A 16023-nucleotide genomic window follows, 5' to 3' on the forward strand; every position below is an offset into this window, starting at 1 on the left:
CAGTTTGTTATAGTATCACTTTTTCTTTTTGAAAAAGCCCTTAAACTTTGGTTCTTCGTCCTCGTCGTCCTCAGGCGGAATCAAAGATATTGTTTGTGTTTTGTCATTATGTACATCTTCACGATTTACATTAAAATAGTTTTCAAACGGAAGTTGTTCGCTTTCATTAAACAACGACTCGTCATCTTCCATATCGGCGTCTTCGCTGATTTCCGGAACAGCAGTTTTTTCAATCGGAGTTATCTCATTTTGTGAAAATGCTTCAACGGCTTTCATAGGGTCAAGCGGTTCTTCGTCATCTTCGTCATCATCCGTAGTGATAACCGGCGGTTCGCTCGGCTCGCTGTTGATAATTTCGTTTACAACCTCGTCAATGTTGTTTTCCTGTTCATCGGATTCTATCTCCTGCTTAGGTTCTTCCGGTTTTGCTTCTTCCTGTGCAGGCTTGTTAAAAACCGGTTTTTCAACCTTTACATCCGAATCGTCAAATTCCTTGTGCGGAATTTCCGGAATACTGATTTCTTCCGGAATAGCACTTGAAAATTCCTTTACCTCATCAACAAGATTTGACACATCGCTGTGTACATCTTCAACCTTTTGTTCGGCAACCTTATTGTCTGCCGACTCTGTATCAAGCTTTGAAGAATTGAGCATATCGAGCTGATCGGTATAAAGTTTCTTTATATTTTCAACAAACGACTTTGCATCACTCTTTATTGTAGAAATCAAAATTTCATACGCTTCTTTTTCAGCCTTTGATTTGTCAATCAAATCATTTGAAATAGCCTTTGCCTGATCAAGAATATCCTGTGCAACAATCTTTGAAGAATTAATTGCCTCATTAGCCTTGTTTTGAGCGGTTGTGATAATCTCGTTTGCTTCGTTGGTTTTATTATTAATAAGGTTGGCGGAATAATCTCTCGCCTTCCTCACGATAGTTTCAGCCTCTGTATTGGCTGTGTCCATCTTTTGCTTTGCCTCTGCTTCGCTGCTTTCGATAAGAAGTGACGCAGCATCCTTTGATTCTTTTTTGATTTTGTCTGCCATCTTTTGAGCGGTTACAAGTGCCGTTTTGATAGCATCCTCTTCTGAGCGGTATTCTTCGATTTTGCTTGCCAAAACCTCAAGTTTATGATAAAGTTCCTTGTTTTCACGCTGATATGCCTCGATAGTGGAAGCGGCTTCTTTAAGAAGTTTGTCAACATCCTTTGTAACATATCCGGAAGCGGCAACAGCCAAATCCGCATTTTTTAATTCCTTTGCACTAATCATCACATTGTTCTCCTTTATTTAGTAAACATTCCGTTATTTTCAAGTTCGTCAATCAAATCGCCCATAACATCAACATTGTACGGAGTGATGATGTAAGTTGAGTTTGCAACCCTTTTAATTTGACCGTTGTTTGCATAAGCCACACCGGACAAGAAATCCAAAAGTCGTCTTGCAACTTCACGGTTTGCACTTTCAAGGTTTAATACAACAGTTCTTCTTGCATTAAGATTGTCGGCAATAGAAGCCGCTTCCTCAAATCCTTCCGGCTTTACAAGTACTACCTGAAGCTGAGCTGTTGTGTGAATATTAACAACCTTATCGTTTTTCATATGTCTTGACGGACGCTCGGCGCGTTCTTCTCTTTCATATGACGGCGGGTCAATCTCTCTTTCGCGTTCTCTTCTGCGAGGAGGCTTTACAAAGTTTTCGCTTTCTTCGGTGTATTCTTCAAAATCGTCCTCTTCGTCGGTCATAATGTCTTTTATCTTATCAAATAATCCCATCTTTTCTTCCCCTTACTAAACTAAAAATACTTTCTTGCTCCGAAAATAGCAGAGCCTACTCTTACAATGTTTGAACCCTCAAGTATAGCCGCCTCATAATCGGCACTCATACCCATAGAGAGAATTTGCATTTCAACACCGCTGATATTCTTTTGCTGAAGTTCAACAAATTTGTCGTGCATTTTTGCAAAATACTTTCTTGCTTCGCTTTCATCACAAATCGGCGGAATGGTCATAAGACCCTTAACTTTGATATTGTCAAGCTCGCTTATTTGACAAAGCAATTCTTCAAGTTCTTCAATATCGCATCCGCTCTTTGATTCTTCCTTGCCGATATTAACCTCAACAAGCACATTCGCAACAGCTTCCGCCTTTTTGAATTCCTTGCTGATTTCCTTTGCAAGTTTTATTGAATCAACGGATTCTATCATATCTACCCTGCCGGCAATGTACTTAACCTTATTGGTCTGCAAATGACCGATAATATGCTTTTCCACTCCGTCAAGGTGCAGTGTTTCAAGTTTTGAACAGTATTCCTGAACACGGTTTTCACCAATCAAATCGGCTCCCAAATCAAGCACCGGATTGATATATTCGGGTTCAACTGTTTTTGTAACGCACATAAGTCTGACATTGTTTTCGCTTCTGCCCGATTTTACGGCAGTTTCCATAACATCGTCTTTAATACGCTTGTAATTATCTATGCACGATTTTACCCGTTCTTCATCAAGTATAAACTTTTCCATCTTTTAAGTCCTTTCCTTGAGTAATTATTTTATCATAAAGATGAATCGAATCTGTATTTGATTCATCATATTCTGCAAGAACATAATCGTCATCGCTGTAAATAACATTGACTTCTCTGAATTTAATTTGGCTGGCAATAAGGACATACACTCCCTTTTTACCGTCAACAACATGGAGAGCCTCGCTCGGAATTTTTATTCCCTCGTAAGTTTTGCGTCTGATTTCAATTTCAGCCTTACGAAGCTTTGCTATATCGGCATCCATTTCGTTAAGTTTAAGAATAAGAAGCGTTTCTTTTTGACCGAGCGAAACATCCGCTCCGCTGACAATTTCTGCCTTAAACTCTCTGCTGACATCATCTTTAAGAACTATATTTACATAATCACCGTTTTCAAGATTTTTAATTGCATCTGTGCTTACAAGCGTTTGAACATACCATGTGTAGCTTGTTACAAGTTTACCGATATTATTACCGACATCCTGCGACTTGTCAACCGCTTTAAGTGCCGATTTAAACTGTTTAACCGAAGTTTCCTCGGCTTTGTCAAAATCAATAATATTTTCGTATCCGTCGGTGTAGCTGCTGAACACGCCCGACTCATCGGCTTTTATATACTTATCCGGCTTTGAAAACGAACTGTAAGAATTACGCTTGTCACGAAGATTTTCAATTATCGAGAGCAAATCGACATCCTCACCGATAATAAGCTGGCGGCGGACAAGCACGGAATCAAGTTCCTCTGCGGTGTCGCCTATTTTATTTTTGCAAACCCCGTCGGCATAATTGATAACCTTTTGCTCAATATCCTCATTGATAGTTTCGAGGTTTGCGGACTGACCGACTGTTTGTGCTTCGAGTGTTTGATAATATTTTATTTGATTTGTAAGGTCGGTATATTTTGAATAATTTGCAGCCGCCTTTGATGACGAAAACTGCATTGCAACATTGCCTTTTACATTAATCTTATCTCCGTCCTCAAAACAAGGAACGGTAACACCCGTTGCGGATTTTTCAACCACAGATTCATCACGGATGAACAATGCCTCACTGCTCACCTTGTCATACACGGTTGAAACCGTGGCGGTTTGTGTTTTAAGTTCGATATGAGTAACCTTATAAAACTGAATAACCACAAACAAAACTATCAAAACAATTACCGAAATAATAAGCCAATTACCTTTGTTTGCAGTAAAATTTTGCTTTTTCATACCGAACTCCTTTCGTTTATTTTAAATGTTTTTGAACAAGTTCAACAGCTTTTTTTACAAGCTCGTCCTTGCTCATTTCATCGGCATACAGCCAATTTATATTTTCGTTCCGTCTGAACCAAGTAAGTTGTCGCTTAGCGTAACGGCGTGTTTCTCTTTTTAAATTCTCAGCCGCTTCATCAAGCGTTATTTTTCCGTCAATATACGGCTGAAGTTCCTTATGACCGATTGCCTGACGGGCGGTTAAGCCCTGCTTGCCGAGCATTTGCCTTGCTTCATTTTCAAGTCCTGCTTCAAGCATCAAATCAACTCGTTTGTTAATCCTGTCATAAAGCTTTTGCCTATCCTTATACCCGATACCGATATAAAGTGCATCATACGGGCTGTCGCAAAGCAATGAATTTTTGTTTTGCTCGGTTTTTGAAGTTCCCGACATACAAAGTTCAAGTGCTCTGATAACTCTTTTGCGATTGTTTGGATGAATATCGGCAGCCGCATTCGGGTCAAGTTTCAAGAGTTTTTCATAAAGTTCCTCGTTGCTTTTTTCAGCAAGTTCGGTTCTTATTTCTGCATTTGAACCGACCTCGGAAAAGCTGATGTTCTTCACCAAACTGTCAACAAAAAGCCCTGTGCCGCCTGCAACAATCGGCACTCTGCCTCTTGAAGTAATTTCGGCAATCTTGCTTTTGGCAAGTTCAACATAATCGGCAACCGAAAATGTTTCGTCCGTGTTGAGAAATTCCACAAGATGGTGCGGCACACCGTCCTGTTCCTCTTTGGTGGCGACTGCGGTTGCAATCGGCATATTCTTGTACACCTGCATTGAATCGGCAGAAATAATCTCACCGTCAACAGCCTTTGCAAGTTTTACCGACAAATCGGTTTTGCCCGAAGCGGTTGCACCGACAACGCAAATTATCTTTGTCTTTTCCATTACTGTATCCTGCCGAACTGCTTTTCTATATCATATTTTGAAAGCTTAATCATAACAGGTCTGCCGTGAGGACAATACCTGATGTTAGGATTTGAAAGAAGTTTTTTTACAAATAACTCCATCTCATACGGTGAGGTTTTGTCCCCTGCCTTAACTGCCGCTCTGCACGAAGTGGAATGGAATATCCAATCCATCTGCTCGGGTATAATGTCTGTTTTGCCGTCAAGGAGCTTTGCCGCAGTTTCTTCAACCAATCCGCTGACATCTTCGCCGTCCAAAATTGACGGACATTCACGAACCAAAACTGTTGAGTTGCCGAAGTCTTCAATTGCAAATCCGCATTTTGAATACAAATCAAGATTTGAAAGAACGGCATTGTATTCTTCTCTTGAAAGTCTTACTGCCACGGGTGACAGCAAAACCTGTGAAGCAATTTGAGTTGAAGCCTTGAGTGCTTCAAAATTCATTCTTTCGTGTGCGGCGTGCTTGTCTATCATATAGCAGGCGCCGTCCATTTCAATAATAATATATGTTTTAAATATTTCACCTACAAGTCTGAAATCCGGCACTTCTACACTTTCAGCCTTTTCCTGCTTTGGTAAAGGCTTCGGCTGTTCCTGTGTTTCAGGCTCGTTGTTTGCCTGCTGTTCGTTTGGTGTATCAGACTTTGTGAATTTGTTTAAATCAAGTTTTGCGGTTGTGGTTGATTCCTCAACATAATTTTGTTCTTCCTCTGTTTTAGGTGATTTTTCACGCAAAACATCGGGAGCGGCAACCCTCCAAAAATCATCGGGATTGCTTTCCTGTTTAAACTGAATTTGAGTAGGCGTTTCTTCCTTTGACTTGAAGAAATCAATTTTGCCGTTGACAGTTGTTTGAGTCGGTCGAGGTGCGGAAAAATGTGCTTCCTTTGGAGTGTCAAGCGTTTCTATAGCATTTTTCACTCCGTAATACACAAGTTCAAACACCGGCTTTTCATTGGCAAATCTAACCTCGATTTTTGCCGGGTGAACATTGACATCAACAAATGACGAATTGCACTCAATATTAAGCACACAGCCCGGAAATTTGCCAACCATAATCGAATTGCGATAAGCCTGTTCGAGTGCCGCCATGGCGGTTTGCGATTTTACAAGTCGGGAATTGATAAAGAAAAACTGCATTCCACGGCTTTTGCGTGACATTGACGGTTTTGTGACAAAACCGCTCACACGCATATTGTTAATCTCGTAATCAACAGGAATGAGCGAATTTGCAAACTCTTTGCCGAATACGGAATAAATTGTACTTTTTAAATCTCCGTTGCCCGATGTGATAAGCGTTTGCTTACCGTCACGGATAAATCTAAACGATATTTCAGGGTGGCTGACGGCAATTCGCTCAACCACACCTGCCACGGCATTAGCCTCGGTGACATCTTTTTTTAGGAACTTCATTCTCGCCGGAGTGTTGAAGAAAATATCGGCAACGACAATCGTTGTGCCCACAGGACAGCCGGCATCCGAAAAATCAAGTTCCTGACCGCCGGCAATCTCATACCTTGTGCCGATTTCCTCATCAGGTGTTCTGGTGAGAAGCTGAACCTTTGCAACGGCAGAAATTGAAGCCATCGCCTCGCCTCTGAAACCGAGTGTTCCGATTTTGTCCAAATCATCGCTGACCTTAATTTTTGAAGTTGCGTGAGAGATAAAAACTTTTTTTACCTCGCTTCGTGCTATGCCACAGCCGTCATCGGTTATACGGATATAAGTTGAACCGCCGTTTTTGATTTCGACAGTAATGTTTTTTGCACCGGCATCAACGGAATTTTCTATCATTTCTTTAACTACCGAGGACGGACGCTCAACAACCTCACCTGCTGCAATCAGCTGATATACTTCTTTTGGCAATATATTAATTTGAGGCATTTCGTCACATCCTTTCGGTATAAATTATTTTAACCCATAATTTCCTCTGCTTTTTTCTTGAGGTCGTAGAGGGTTTGCATCGCTTCAATAGGTGTCAGAGTGTTGACATCTGTCGCCTTGAGAAGTTCAAGTATTTCATCGGTGGATTTTGCCTTGAAGTTGAACTGAATTTCATCATCAGTCGGTTCTTCCTCGACAGCCTCCTCCGCCTTAAAATCAATTTCAATTTTATTCGCTTCAAGTTCTTTAAGGATTGCCTTTGCTCGCTTTGTGACCGCTGACGGAACACCAGCAAGCTTTGCAACCTCGATACCGAAGCTTTGGTCTGCACCGCCGTGAACAATTCTGCGAAGAAATGTAATGTCATCCCCACGCTTCTTAACGGCGATTGAATAGTTGTTTACGCCCTTTAGCATACCCTCCATAGCGGTAAGTTCGTGATAGTGGGTTGCAAAAAGTGTTTTGGCTCCGATTTTCTTCACCACATATTCAAGCACGGCTCTTGCTATGCTCATACCGTCAAAGGTTGATGTGCCTCTGCCGATTTCATCAAGGATAATGAGTGATTTATCGGTAGCGTTCTTCAGGATTGTTGACACCTCGTTCATTTCAACCATAAAGGTTGACTGACCTGTTGCCAAGTCGTCCGAAGCACCGACTCTTGTAAATATCGCATCACAGACAGAAACCCTTGCACTCCTTGCCGGAACAAAAGAGCCAATCTGTGCCAAAAGGACGATAAGAGCGGTTTGACGCATATATGTTGATTTACCCGCCATATTAGGGCCGGTAATTATTGAGCATTTGTTGCTGCCGCAATCAAGGAGCGTGTCGTTTGGAACAAACGGCGAATCGGTGAGCAGAGCCTCAACAACAGGGTGCCTGCCGTCCTTGATTTCAAGTGTGCCATCCGTTGTAATCTGTGGACAGCAATAATTATTTTTGGTGGCTATCTCGGCAAGAGAAGCAACCGTGTCAAGAGTTGCAAGAGCCTTTGCGGTCCGTTGAATTCTCTCGACCTCGCCTGCAACCGTTGTTCTGACGGCACAGAAAGTTTCGTATTCAAGAGCAACGCATCTGTCTTTTGCACCGAGGACTTTGCCCTCAAGGTCTTTAAGCTCCTGAGTTATATATCTTTCACAGTTTGTGAGAGTTTGTTTTCTTATGTAGGTATCGGGAACGAGATTTTTGTACGAATTGGTAACCTCGATGAAGTAGCCGAAAACCTTGTTGTAGGAAACCTTGAGTTTCGGTATTCCCGTTGCTTCCTTTTCTCTGTTTTCAATTTCTGCAAGAACAGAAGCACCGCCCTGCATAATTGTGTGAAGCTCGTCTATTTCGGCATTATAGCCGTCCCTAATCATTCCGCCCTCACGCATAGAAAACGGAGGCTCGTCCACGATTGACGAATTGATAAGTTCATACACATCCTGCAATGTGTCAATATTATTATAAATCGATTTGAGCAATGCCGAATTTGCATTTTGCAAAAGTTCCTTGAGTGCCGGCAATCTTTCAACCGTTGCACAAAGCGAACGGAGTTCCTTTGCATTTGCCGTGCCGTATGCGATACGGCTCATAAGTCTTTCAATATCGTTGACTCCCGTAAGAAGTTCCTTGACCTCATCACGAAGCATCGGCTCGTCAACAAGTTCACCCACCGCATTTTGCCTTTTGCTGATTTGCGAAACGCTGATAAGCGGTCTTTCAAGCCAAGAGCGAAGCATTCTTTTGCCCATTGCGGTTTTTGTGTTGTCGATAACCCACAAGAGTGAGTGCCTTTTGTCGCCTGTCATCATTGAGCGAGTAAGTTCAAGATTTCGCCTTGCACTGATATCAAGGTTCATAAACTCGGTTTCTTCGTAAAATTCAATTTCCGACGGAGTTTCAAGTTCATCGGTTTTTCTGTTTTCACGAAGATAGGAGATTACCGCACCGAGTGCGGAAACCGCAGGCTTGCTTTTGCCGAGTCCGAGCGAGTCAATCTTGTCCTTGTTCATTGTTTGCAAAATGAGATTTGTTGCATTGTCAAAATCAAAGCAACTGTCGTCAAGAACTTCAAGTTCAATATCAAGCCTTGACTTAACAAACTTTGCAACCTCGTCAAGCTCATTTGCAAGTGAGTTAACCAAAATTTCCTTTGGTGCATAGGTAGAAAGCTGATTGTTGATTTTTTCCTGTTCATCGGTTCTGCCTATTGAAGTGATATGGAACTCGCCCGTTGACACATCAACAAAGCAAACGCCCGTTTCGTTGTCGCCCTTGCACAGAGCACAAAGATAATTGTTCACCCCGTCATCAAGAATATTGTTTTCAATAACCGTGCCGGGAGTGATGACCCTTACGACATCTCTTTTGACAAGTCCCTTTGCCTTTGCAGGGTCCTCGGTTTGCTCGCAGATTGCAACCTTGTACCCGTATGAAACAAGTTTTGCAATGTAACTGTCGGACGAATGAAACGGAACACCGCACATTGGTGCACGCTCGCCCTGACCGCAATCCTTGCCTGTAAGAACAAGGTCAAGAACCTTTGACGCAATTTTTGCATCGTCAAAAAACATCTCGTAAAAATCACCCAGACGGAAGAACAAAATAACGCCCGGATAATTCTTTTTTATTTCAAAATATTGAGCCATCATAGGAGAAAGCTTTTGTTCCTTTGCCATTTTGTTCACCGTCCTTACGCAATTTTTGAATCAGTAGTTATCGGAATAAATCCTATTAGTGGCAACCGCCGCATGTGCAGCAATCATGTGTGCAATCGCTTGCAGGAATTTCGCATGTTGCAGGGTCTTGTCCGTCAAAGAACAAACCGATCATTTGGCTGATGTACTGTGCCATCTGCTCCATCTGTGCAGCAGCTTCTGAATACTTCTTCATATTCTCGCCGTCCATAACCTTTGTGTAAAGGTCCTGATATTCCTTTTGGAGTTCTGCAATTCTGTCCTGAGAAGCTTCTTCGCCCTTTTCAGCCTCTTGCTGATACTTAAGAGTGATGAGCTGCATCTCCTGCATTTGCTGCTGAAGTGCCTCGTCTGCATCGTTAACCTTTGCGGCAGCCTGAAGTGCCTCAAATCTTGGGTCAGCCTGAATTTCCTTGCCAAGCTCTCTGAGTGCTGATTCTAAACTCATATGTCATTCCTTTCTAATTCACCCAACATAACATAGGTGAGCGGCTCTGTTACTTTTATTTTTTGGAAGGTTCCGATGAGCCCCTCGTCACCAACAAATTCTATAATCAAATTGCCGTCTGTTCTTGCGGCAAGATAATTATCACCTTGCTTGCCTTTTCCGTACACAAAGCATTTGAAAGCCTTGCCTTTGTGAAGTGCCATTTGTTCGCCCGATATTCTCTCCTGGAGTGCAAGAAGTTCCCTCATCCACTTTGACTTTTCCTCATACGGAACAGGGTCGTCCATTTCTGCGGCGGGAGTGCCTTTACGCGGCGAATAGATAAAGGTGAAAAGGCTTGTTGCCTTTATCTCTTCAACGAGCGACTTTGTGTCGCAAAATTCTTCATAGGTTTCACCCGGGAAGCCTACGATAATATCGCTTGTGATTGACAGTTCATCACCCATAAGTTCCTTGGCATAGTTGATAAGCGACAAATACTTTTCTCTTGTGTAAGACCTGTTCATAGCCTTGAGCACTCTGTCATTACCGCTTTGAAACGGCAAATGCAAATGCGTTGCAACCTTGTCGCACTCTGCCATCGTTTCGATAAGTTCTTTGGTACAATCCTTTGGATGAGAAGTCATAAAGCGAATTCTAAAATCACCGTCAAGTTCGTTGAGCGTACGAAGAAGCTGCGAAAATGTAACCCTCGGCTCCAAATCCTTGCCGTACGAATTTACATTTTGACCGAGAAGCGTAATTTCTTTATATCCCTCGTCAACAAGAACCTTAAACTCTTTTACAACATCTTCAACTTCCCTGCTGCGTTCTCTGCCTCGTACATAAGGCACAATGCAATACGAACAAAAATTATTGCATCCGTACATAATCGGAATCCAAGCCTTTTTGTCATTGTCACGCTTAACGGGAATACCCTCTGCTATTACGCCGTCAACATCGGGAAGTTCAAACACTCTCTTTTTTCTTGTAAGAGCGGTGTAAATAAGTTCAGGCACTTTATAAACAACATGAGTGCCGAAAACCAAATCAACAAACGGAAATGATTTTTTGATTTTTTCTGCGATGTGCTGCTGTTGCATCATACAACCGCAAAGAGCGATTACAACATCAGGATTAGCAAGTTTGTACTTTTTCAAAGCTCCGACATTGCCGAACACTCTGTCCTCGGCATGTTCTCTTACGGCACAGGTGTTAAAAATAATAAGTTTTGCCTGTGTGCGTTCTTCGGTAAAGCCGTAGCCCATAGTTTCCAGCATACCTTTGATATGCTCGCTGTCTGCAACATTTTGTTGACAACCGTAGGTGACTACGCATGCAAGAGGCTTTGATTGATAACGCTTTGATGTGAGTTCGTTAACCTTGTGGGCAAACTGCTTTTGCGTTTTTAATTCTTCCTCAGACACTTTTTTGATTTTTGCAGGCATAGTTGCACCTCCTTGCAGTGATTTAAAAGTACGGATAAACACAATAATCCATACTATTTGTTATTATAACAAATGACAGTGTGTTATTCAATAATAAATTATAAAAATAATATAAAAATTATATATAAATAAACAGAAAATATTTTATATAACTTGTACATTGATTTTTAATGCCGTCAATGGTAAAATTAACAAGACCGAAAACAAAACAAAAGGTGAAAAATATGCTTAAAAAACGAGGGGCAGGAGTACTGCTCCACATAAGTTCGATGCCGTCACCGTACGGCGTCGGTGTTTTGGACGAAAATGCCAAGCACTTTATAGACAGAATTGCCGATATGGGCTTTACCTATTGGCAGGTTTTGCCGTTTAATCCGACCGACAGTGCAAATTCTCCGTACTGTTCGCCGTCGGCATTTGCGGCAAATTATATCTACATCAATCCGCAAGGGCTCAGAGATATGGGGCTTATAACGGACGAAGATGTAAATCAAAATATCTATGACGGCACACCGTACACAGCCGCATACGAATTTGCCCTTGAAAAGCGACTTGCAACGCTCAAAAAGGCATTTTTAAATGTGGGTGAAGAACTTGCCGCAGATATAAAGCAATTTGAAATTGACAATCCGTGGCTCACCGATTACGCCGTTTTTATGGCTGTAAAAGAACAGGAAAACTTTAAGCCGTGGTGGGAATGGTCGAGTGAGCACGCACATTATTTTGAATGTATAAAAAACATTTACGACTACGAAGAAAGTGCCGCTTTTTGGAAATTTGTGCAGTACATTTTCTACAAACAGTGGGGCGAAATAAAAAAATACGCCAACAAAAAAGGCGTTGCCGTTATCGGGGATATGCCTATTTATGTGGCGATGGACAGCGTTGATGTTTGGTCAAATCTGCCTATGTTTTTGATAGACGAAAAAACACTTAAAGTAGAAAAAGTAGCCGGAGTTCCGCCCGATTATTTCAGCGAGGACGGTCAACTTTGGGGCAATCCGATATACGATTGGAAGGCTATGAAAAAAGACGGCTACAGCTGGTGGCTGTCACGACTTGAGCACAATCTCAAAATCTACGACACCGTAAGAATAGACCATTTCAGAGCCTTTGCATCATATTGGGAGATACCTGCCGACAGCAAAACGGCTAAGGTAGGCAAATGGATTGACGGACCTAAAACAGACTTTTTCGACAAGGTGTTTGAAAAATTCGGCAAAGATGCACCTATCATTGCAGAAGACCTCGGAGTGTTCGGCGAAGATGTTGTAAAGCTCCTCAAGGACACCGATTTTCCCGGTATGAATGTTGTTCAATTCGGCTTTGACCCTAATTCCGATTCATCTCATCTGCCGCACAATGCAGGTCAAAACAGCATAAATTATGTAGGCACTCACGACAACAATACCATCCTTGGTTGGCTGTGGGAAGCAAGCGAAGAAGAACGCCGATTTGCCCTTGATTACTGCCATTTTAAGGGCGATAATTGGGGCGAAGGCGGATACCAAAGTGCCTCGTGCCGAGCAATTATTGAGGCGGTATGGCAGAGTGCGTCAAATGTTGCAATCATTGCCTTGCAGGATATGTGCGGCTTTGGCTCGGATGCAAGAATGAACATACCCGGTGTGCCGGAAAAGAACTGGAGATTTCGCACCACAAGGGAAACAATCGACAGCATTGATACCGATTACTTTAAGCACATAAATTCGCTTTACCGCAGAATGTATCCCGTATTTGACAAAGAAAATTAAAATTTATACATAACAAAACGGAACTGTTAATATAGCAGTTCCGTTTTTACTTATTAATCTTTAATTACGCAAAGCTTAACAGCCTTTGGTTCAACCTTAAATTCAACCTCGGAATAATGGAAGTTTTCACCGTCACAATTACCGATAAGAGGTGAACCGTCTTCCATAAATACCTTGCCTGATTTTATGTAATAATTTGTGCAAACATCGCAGGTTTGTGCGTTAACCGTTCCTTTTGAATATTTAGGCACAAGACCCACCGCTTTGGAAAGAGGTATCCCGTCAACAAGGCAAACATCAAGAAGTCCGTCATCAAGTACAGAATTAGGTGCGGGACAAAAGCTTCCGCCGTACCAACTTGCATTGCAAATTGCCATAAGAGCATAGTCTTTGTTGCTTTGCTCAACGGTAAATTCTCTGCCGGTTTCTTTGTCAACACAATCAAGTCTGTAAGAGATTGTATAATGAAGCGGTTTTGCAAGGACGGGAACAACCGCCACCTTATAAGCATTATGCCCCAAAAACGGTACTTTTGCGGCGATTTTTCTGCCCATGGTTTCAACAAGAGTATCAAGACCGAACGACATAACATTTATGCCTTTTTCGCCGTTATAATCAATAACATCAATAGGCATAATGTCATATTTGATTTTGCCGCTGTAAAGGCCGAAAGACTTGATTACATTTTCCACGTTAATATTTTTTGTATCATAAATCTTTTTTGCAAAATCATTGCCCATACCAAGCGGAAGAACCATCATAGGAGTATCCGTGCCGGCAAGTCCGTTAACAATTTCATGAATGGTGCCGTCACCGCCGCACGATACAACAACACAGTCTTTGCCGTACTTTGCAGCATAATCGGCACTGATTGTTTTTGCTTCACCCGGCTTATGAGTTTCTTCAATTATCAACTCATCATCAATTTGACGAAATGCCGATTTGATTCTGTAAAAAAGTTTTTTCTTATCGTCATTACCGGCGACAGGATTAACTATAAAAACATACTTCATACAAACTTATCCTCCTTTTCATCATAGGCGACAACTTATATTACCTGAGTACCGCCTACAGGACGAATAATAAGAACATGACAACTGCCCTCGCCGAACACGCCCTCGATAGTTTTCTTGTAAGTGTCAAGCATATCGTTAGGAACAAAAGCCTGAATTGTACCGGCAAATCCTCCGCCGTGAACTCTCCAAGCTCCCTTTCCGTCAAGAAGTTCTTTGCTGATTGCAAGTGCCAAAGAAAGCTTTTGCTCGGTAGGATTTTTCGGAGTATACACATTTTGATTGAGCATAAACGAAGAACGGCCCGATTCGATAATAACCTGCTTAAAGCCCTCAAAGTCGTTACTTTCAAGGCATTTTACGGCTTTTTCAACTCTCTTGTTTTCGTTGAAGAAATGAATTGCACGGAGAATTGCACGGTCGTTTACTCTGCCTGTAAGTTCAGGCAAAGCCGCAAAGAATTCTTCATACGAAACCTCACGCAAAACATTTTTGCCGAGTGCCTGAGCAACAGATTCCATTTCTGTTCTTACTGCGGCATAATCATCTGTCAAATCAGAGTGGTTGCCGTGAGTGTCAACTATGCAAAGAGAATGTCCCGATTTTGAGAAGTCAAAATCAATTTTCTTGATAACAGGGTCTTTTGTTGACTTAAAGTCGATTGTAACAAATGTTCCGACAGATGATGCCATCTGGTCAAGAAGACCGCAAGGTTTGCCGAAAAATACATTTTCGCTGTACTGAGCAACCTTTGCAATCTCAACAGGGCTGATTTTGCCGTCATTAAACATATATGACAAAACAGAGCCCAAAAGCACCTCAAATGCTGCTGATGACGAAAGACCCGAACCGCCCATAACATCACTTGTTGTGCAAGCGTCAAAGCCTGCAACTGTGTAGCCAAGGTTCTTAATTGTTGCGGCAACACCCTGTACAAGAGTTGTTGATGAGCCAAAATTAGCCTCATTTGGAACAAGGTCATTAAGGTCAACAACATTCATCTTGTGACCCTTTGATTTTACTCTGATAATATTATCGTCATTTTTTGAAACAACGGCGATAGCGTCCAAATTAATTGAAGCGGCAAGAACCTTACCGTTGTTGTGGTCGGTGTGGTTACCGCAAACCTCGGTTCTGCCCGGAGCAGACATAATGTTTACTTCTCTGTCATATCCGAACAGTTCACCGAAATCGTTAAGAGTTTCCACATAACGGGGTTTTTGGCTTTGAACAGCCTCATCTGTTACATAAACAGCCTTTAGGTTTTCATCATAAGTGCCGTCATTGATAGCGGCAATGAGTTCGTTAACGTTCATAATTAAAATTCCTCTTTTAAATTTTATAATACTATTTTATACTTATCTTTTTCGCTGTAAATCAAGAGTGTTTGAGTCATCTGCCGTGACCTTACACCGTAAAAGATATTGAATATTAATGTTGAAAATCCGCTGAACGCAACTATTATCATAAGCGTTGTTATGAAAGTTACGGAAAACGGGTTTGTATATGATGTGCCGAGCTTTGTATAAATGAACAATCTCGGAGCAAATCCAAGCATGCTCAAAAGCGAATAATACACAAAATCATACCGCATAGAGCCGTAATACTTTGACACCATACCTACAGGAATAATCGGCACAAGTCGGGTAACCGCAAGCACATAAGGATTGCCGTTGCCCTTAAAATGAATCCAATCCCTGACAAATCGCAGATTGTCAATATTAAGAATCATACCGGTCCATCCGCCGCCCAAAAATGTACCCTCAACATACTTAACCGTGAAGAAAAAGAAGATAAACACGGCGTTGAGTGCCAGAGCGGGACCGAGCGGAAACACCATACCGGATATTACGCACAGTGCCGACAGCGGAATGGGAAGCTGACATTTGGCAACATAAAGTGCAAAAATACACAGTATAATTTCCATCGGGGTTTCAAGCCTTGCAACTGCGTCATCTATCCTTTTAAGCAGATTTATAAGCACTTCAAATCTTTGCTCAAGGGTTTCGTGTTCATAAAGAGCTATACCCAAAAGCACAAGTGCGGCAACAGTCACGGCAAGTATCAAAAACGATGTAAAGCCCGTGCGGTGACGCTTTGTTTGTTTCATCAAATCATACCAATA

13 protein-coding genes are annotated in these 16023 nt (G+C 41.9%); 1 reads left to right on the top strand and 12 read right to left on the bottom strand.

Annotated elements, in window-relative coordinates; translation table 11 throughout:
- Nucleotides 1-15: 15 nt before the first annotated feature.
- The 9 genes from Q0E08_RS05175 to miaB are packed head-to-tail and all read right to left on the bottom strand — an operon-like array spanning nt 16 to nt 11131.
- On the bottom strand, nt 16-1272 hold the full coding sequence (locus tag Q0E08_RS05175) for a DivIVA domain-containing protein (protein WP_294777665.1): 1257 nt from the start codon (nt 1270-1272) through the stop codon (nt 16-18).
- Nucleotides 1273-1286: 14 nt separating this feature from the next.
- Entirely contained in the window at nt 1287-1775 is a 489-nt protein-coding gene (locus Q0E08_RS05180; protein WP_294777667.1) for a cell division protein SepF, read from the bottom strand.
- A gap of 20 nt (nt 1776-1795) precedes the next feature.
- The gene (locus Q0E08_RS05185) at nt 1796-2521 is read right to left on the bottom strand and encodes a YggS family pyridoxal phosphate-dependent enzyme (RefSeq protein WP_294777669.1); all 726 of its coding nucleotides are present in this window, start codon (nt 2519-2521) and stop codon (nt 1796-1798) included.
- A complete protein-coding gene (locus Q0E08_RS05190) occupies nt 2502-3731 on the bottom strand; it encodes an HlyD family efflux transporter periplasmic adaptor subunit (protein ID WP_294777673.1) in 1230 nt (409 codons plus the stop codon). Before Q0E08_RS05190 ends, Q0E08_RS05185 begins: the two co-directional genes overlap by 20 nt.
- A gap of 16 nt (nt 3732-3747) precedes the next feature.
- Entirely contained in the window at nt 3748-4665 is a 918-nt protein-coding gene (gene miaA, locus Q0E08_RS05195) for a tRNA (adenosine(37)-N6)-dimethylallyltransferase MiaA (protein ID WP_294777676.1), read from the bottom strand.
- Nucleotides 4665-6572, bottom strand: coding sequence for a DNA mismatch repair endonuclease MutL (mutL, locus tag Q0E08_RS05200; RefSeq protein ID WP_294777678.1), 1908 nt, complete (start codon nt 6570-6572; stop codon nt 4665-4667). The genes miaA and mutL overlap by 1 nt, the downstream gene beginning before the upstream one ends.
- Before the next feature lie 29 nt (nt 6573-6601).
- Entirely contained in the window at nt 6602-9238 is a 2637-nt protein-coding gene (mutS, locus tag Q0E08_RS05205; RefSeq protein WP_294777680.1) for a DNA mismatch repair protein MutS, read from the bottom strand.
- Nucleotides 9239-9293: 55 nt separating this feature from the next.
- On the bottom strand, nt 9294-9704 hold the full coding sequence (locus tag Q0E08_RS05210) for a YlbF family regulator (protein WP_177665709.1): 411 nt from the start codon (nt 9702-9704) through the stop codon (nt 9294-9296).
- Nucleotides 9701-11131 (bottom strand): tRNA (N6-isopentenyl adenosine(37)-C2)-methylthiotransferase MiaB, encoded by a 1431-nt coding sequence (gene miaB / locus Q0E08_RS05215; RefSeq protein ID WP_294777682.1) that lies wholly within the window; start codon nt 11129-11131, stop codon nt 9701-9703. Before miaB ends, Q0E08_RS05210 begins: the two co-directional genes overlap by 4 nt.
- 179 nt (nt 11132-11310) lie before the next feature.
- On the opposite strand from miaB, the gene malQ reads away from it, so the two are divergent.
- The gene (malQ, locus tag Q0E08_RS05220) at nt 11311-12885 is read left to right on the top strand and encodes a 4-alpha-glucanotransferase (RefSeq protein WP_294777684.1); all 1575 of its coding nucleotides are present in this window, start codon (nt 11311-11313) and stop codon (nt 12883-12885) included.
- Between the two features lie 53 nt (nt 12886-12938).
- Here malQ and Q0E08_RS05225 read toward each other — a convergent pair whose 3' ends face one another.
- Genes Q0E08_RS05225 through Q0E08_RS05235 form a run of 3 tightly spaced genes read right to left on the bottom strand, consistent with a single transcriptional unit; the run spans nt 12939 to nt 16008 of the window.
- A complete protein-coding gene (locus tag Q0E08_RS05225) occupies nt 12939-13898 on the bottom strand; it encodes a diacylglycerol kinase family protein (RefSeq protein ID WP_294777686.1) in 960 nt (319 codons plus the stop codon).
- A gap of 35 nt (nt 13899-13933) precedes the next feature.
- Nucleotides 13934-15214: a galactokinase family protein gene (locus Q0E08_RS05230; RefSeq protein WP_294777688.1), complete on the bottom strand. Its 1281-nt coding sequence runs from the start codon at nt 15212-15214 to the stop codon at nt 13934-13936.
- A gap of 23 nt (nt 15215-15237) precedes the next feature.
- Entirely contained in the window at nt 15238-16008 is a 771-nt protein-coding gene (locus tag Q0E08_RS05235) for a hypothetical protein (protein ID WP_294777690.1), read from the bottom strand.
- Nucleotides 16009-16023: the final 15 nt, after the last annotated feature.

Source organism: uncultured Eubacterium sp. (assembly GCF_934561735.1).
In the GTDB taxonomy this organism is placed as follows: Bacteria; Bacillota; Clostridia; order Oscillospirales; family Acutalibacteraceae; genus Eubacterium_R.

What these genes read in the sequence shown, in the direction of transcription:
- Q0E08_RS05225 (WP_294777686.1), bottom strand. Translation starts at nt 13,898, where the DNA reads ATGAAGTATGTTTTTATAGTTAATCCTGTCGCCGGTAATGACGATAAG.
- malQ (WP_294777684.1), top strand. Translation starts at nt 11,311, where the DNA reads ATGGTAAAATTAACAAGACCGAAAACAAAACAAAAGGTGAAAAATATG.
- Q0E08_RS05175 (WP_294777665.1), bottom strand. Translation starts at nt 1,272, where the DNA reads ATGATTAGTGCAAAGGAATTAAAAAATGCGGATTTGGCTGTTGCCGCT.
- miaB (WP_294777682.1), bottom strand. Translation starts at nt 11,131, where the DNA reads ATGCCTGCAAAAATCAAAAAAGTGTCTGAGGAAGAATTAAAAACGCAA.
- Q0E08_RS05210 (WP_177665709.1), bottom strand. Translation starts at nt 9,704, where the DNA reads ATGAGTTTAGAATCAGCACTCAGAGAGCTTGGCAAGGAAATTCAGGCT.
- mutL (WP_294777678.1), bottom strand. Translation starts at nt 6,572, where the DNA reads ATGCCTCAAATTAATATATTGCCAAAAGAAGTATATCAGCTGATTGCA.
- Q0E08_RS05230 (WP_294777688.1), bottom strand. Translation starts at nt 15,214, where the DNA reads ATGAACGTTAACGAACTCATTGCCGCTATCAATGACGGCACTTATGAT.
- mutS (WP_294777680.1), bottom strand. Translation starts at nt 9,238, where the DNA reads ATGGCAAAGGAACAAAAGCTTTCTCCTATGATGGCTCAATATTTTGAA.
- Q0E08_RS05180 (WP_294777667.1), bottom strand. Translation starts at nt 1,775, where the DNA reads ATGGGATTATTTGATAAGATAAAAGACATTATGACCGACGAAGAGGAC.
- Q0E08_RS05235 (WP_294777690.1), bottom strand. Translation starts at nt 16,008, where the DNA reads ATGAAACAAACAAAGCGTCACCGCACGGGCTTTACATCGTTTTTGATA.
- Q0E08_RS05185 (WP_294777669.1), bottom strand. Translation starts at nt 2,521, where the DNA reads ATGGAAAAGTTTATACTTGATGAAGAACGGGTAAAATCGTGCATAGAT.
- miaA (WP_294777676.1), bottom strand. Translation starts at nt 4,665, where the DNA reads ATGGAAAAGACAAAGATAATTTGCGTTGTCGGTGCAACCGCTTCGGGC.
- Q0E08_RS05190 (WP_294777673.1), bottom strand. Translation starts at nt 3,731, where the DNA reads ATGAAAAAGCAAAATTTTACTGCAAACAAAGGTAATTGGCTTATTATT.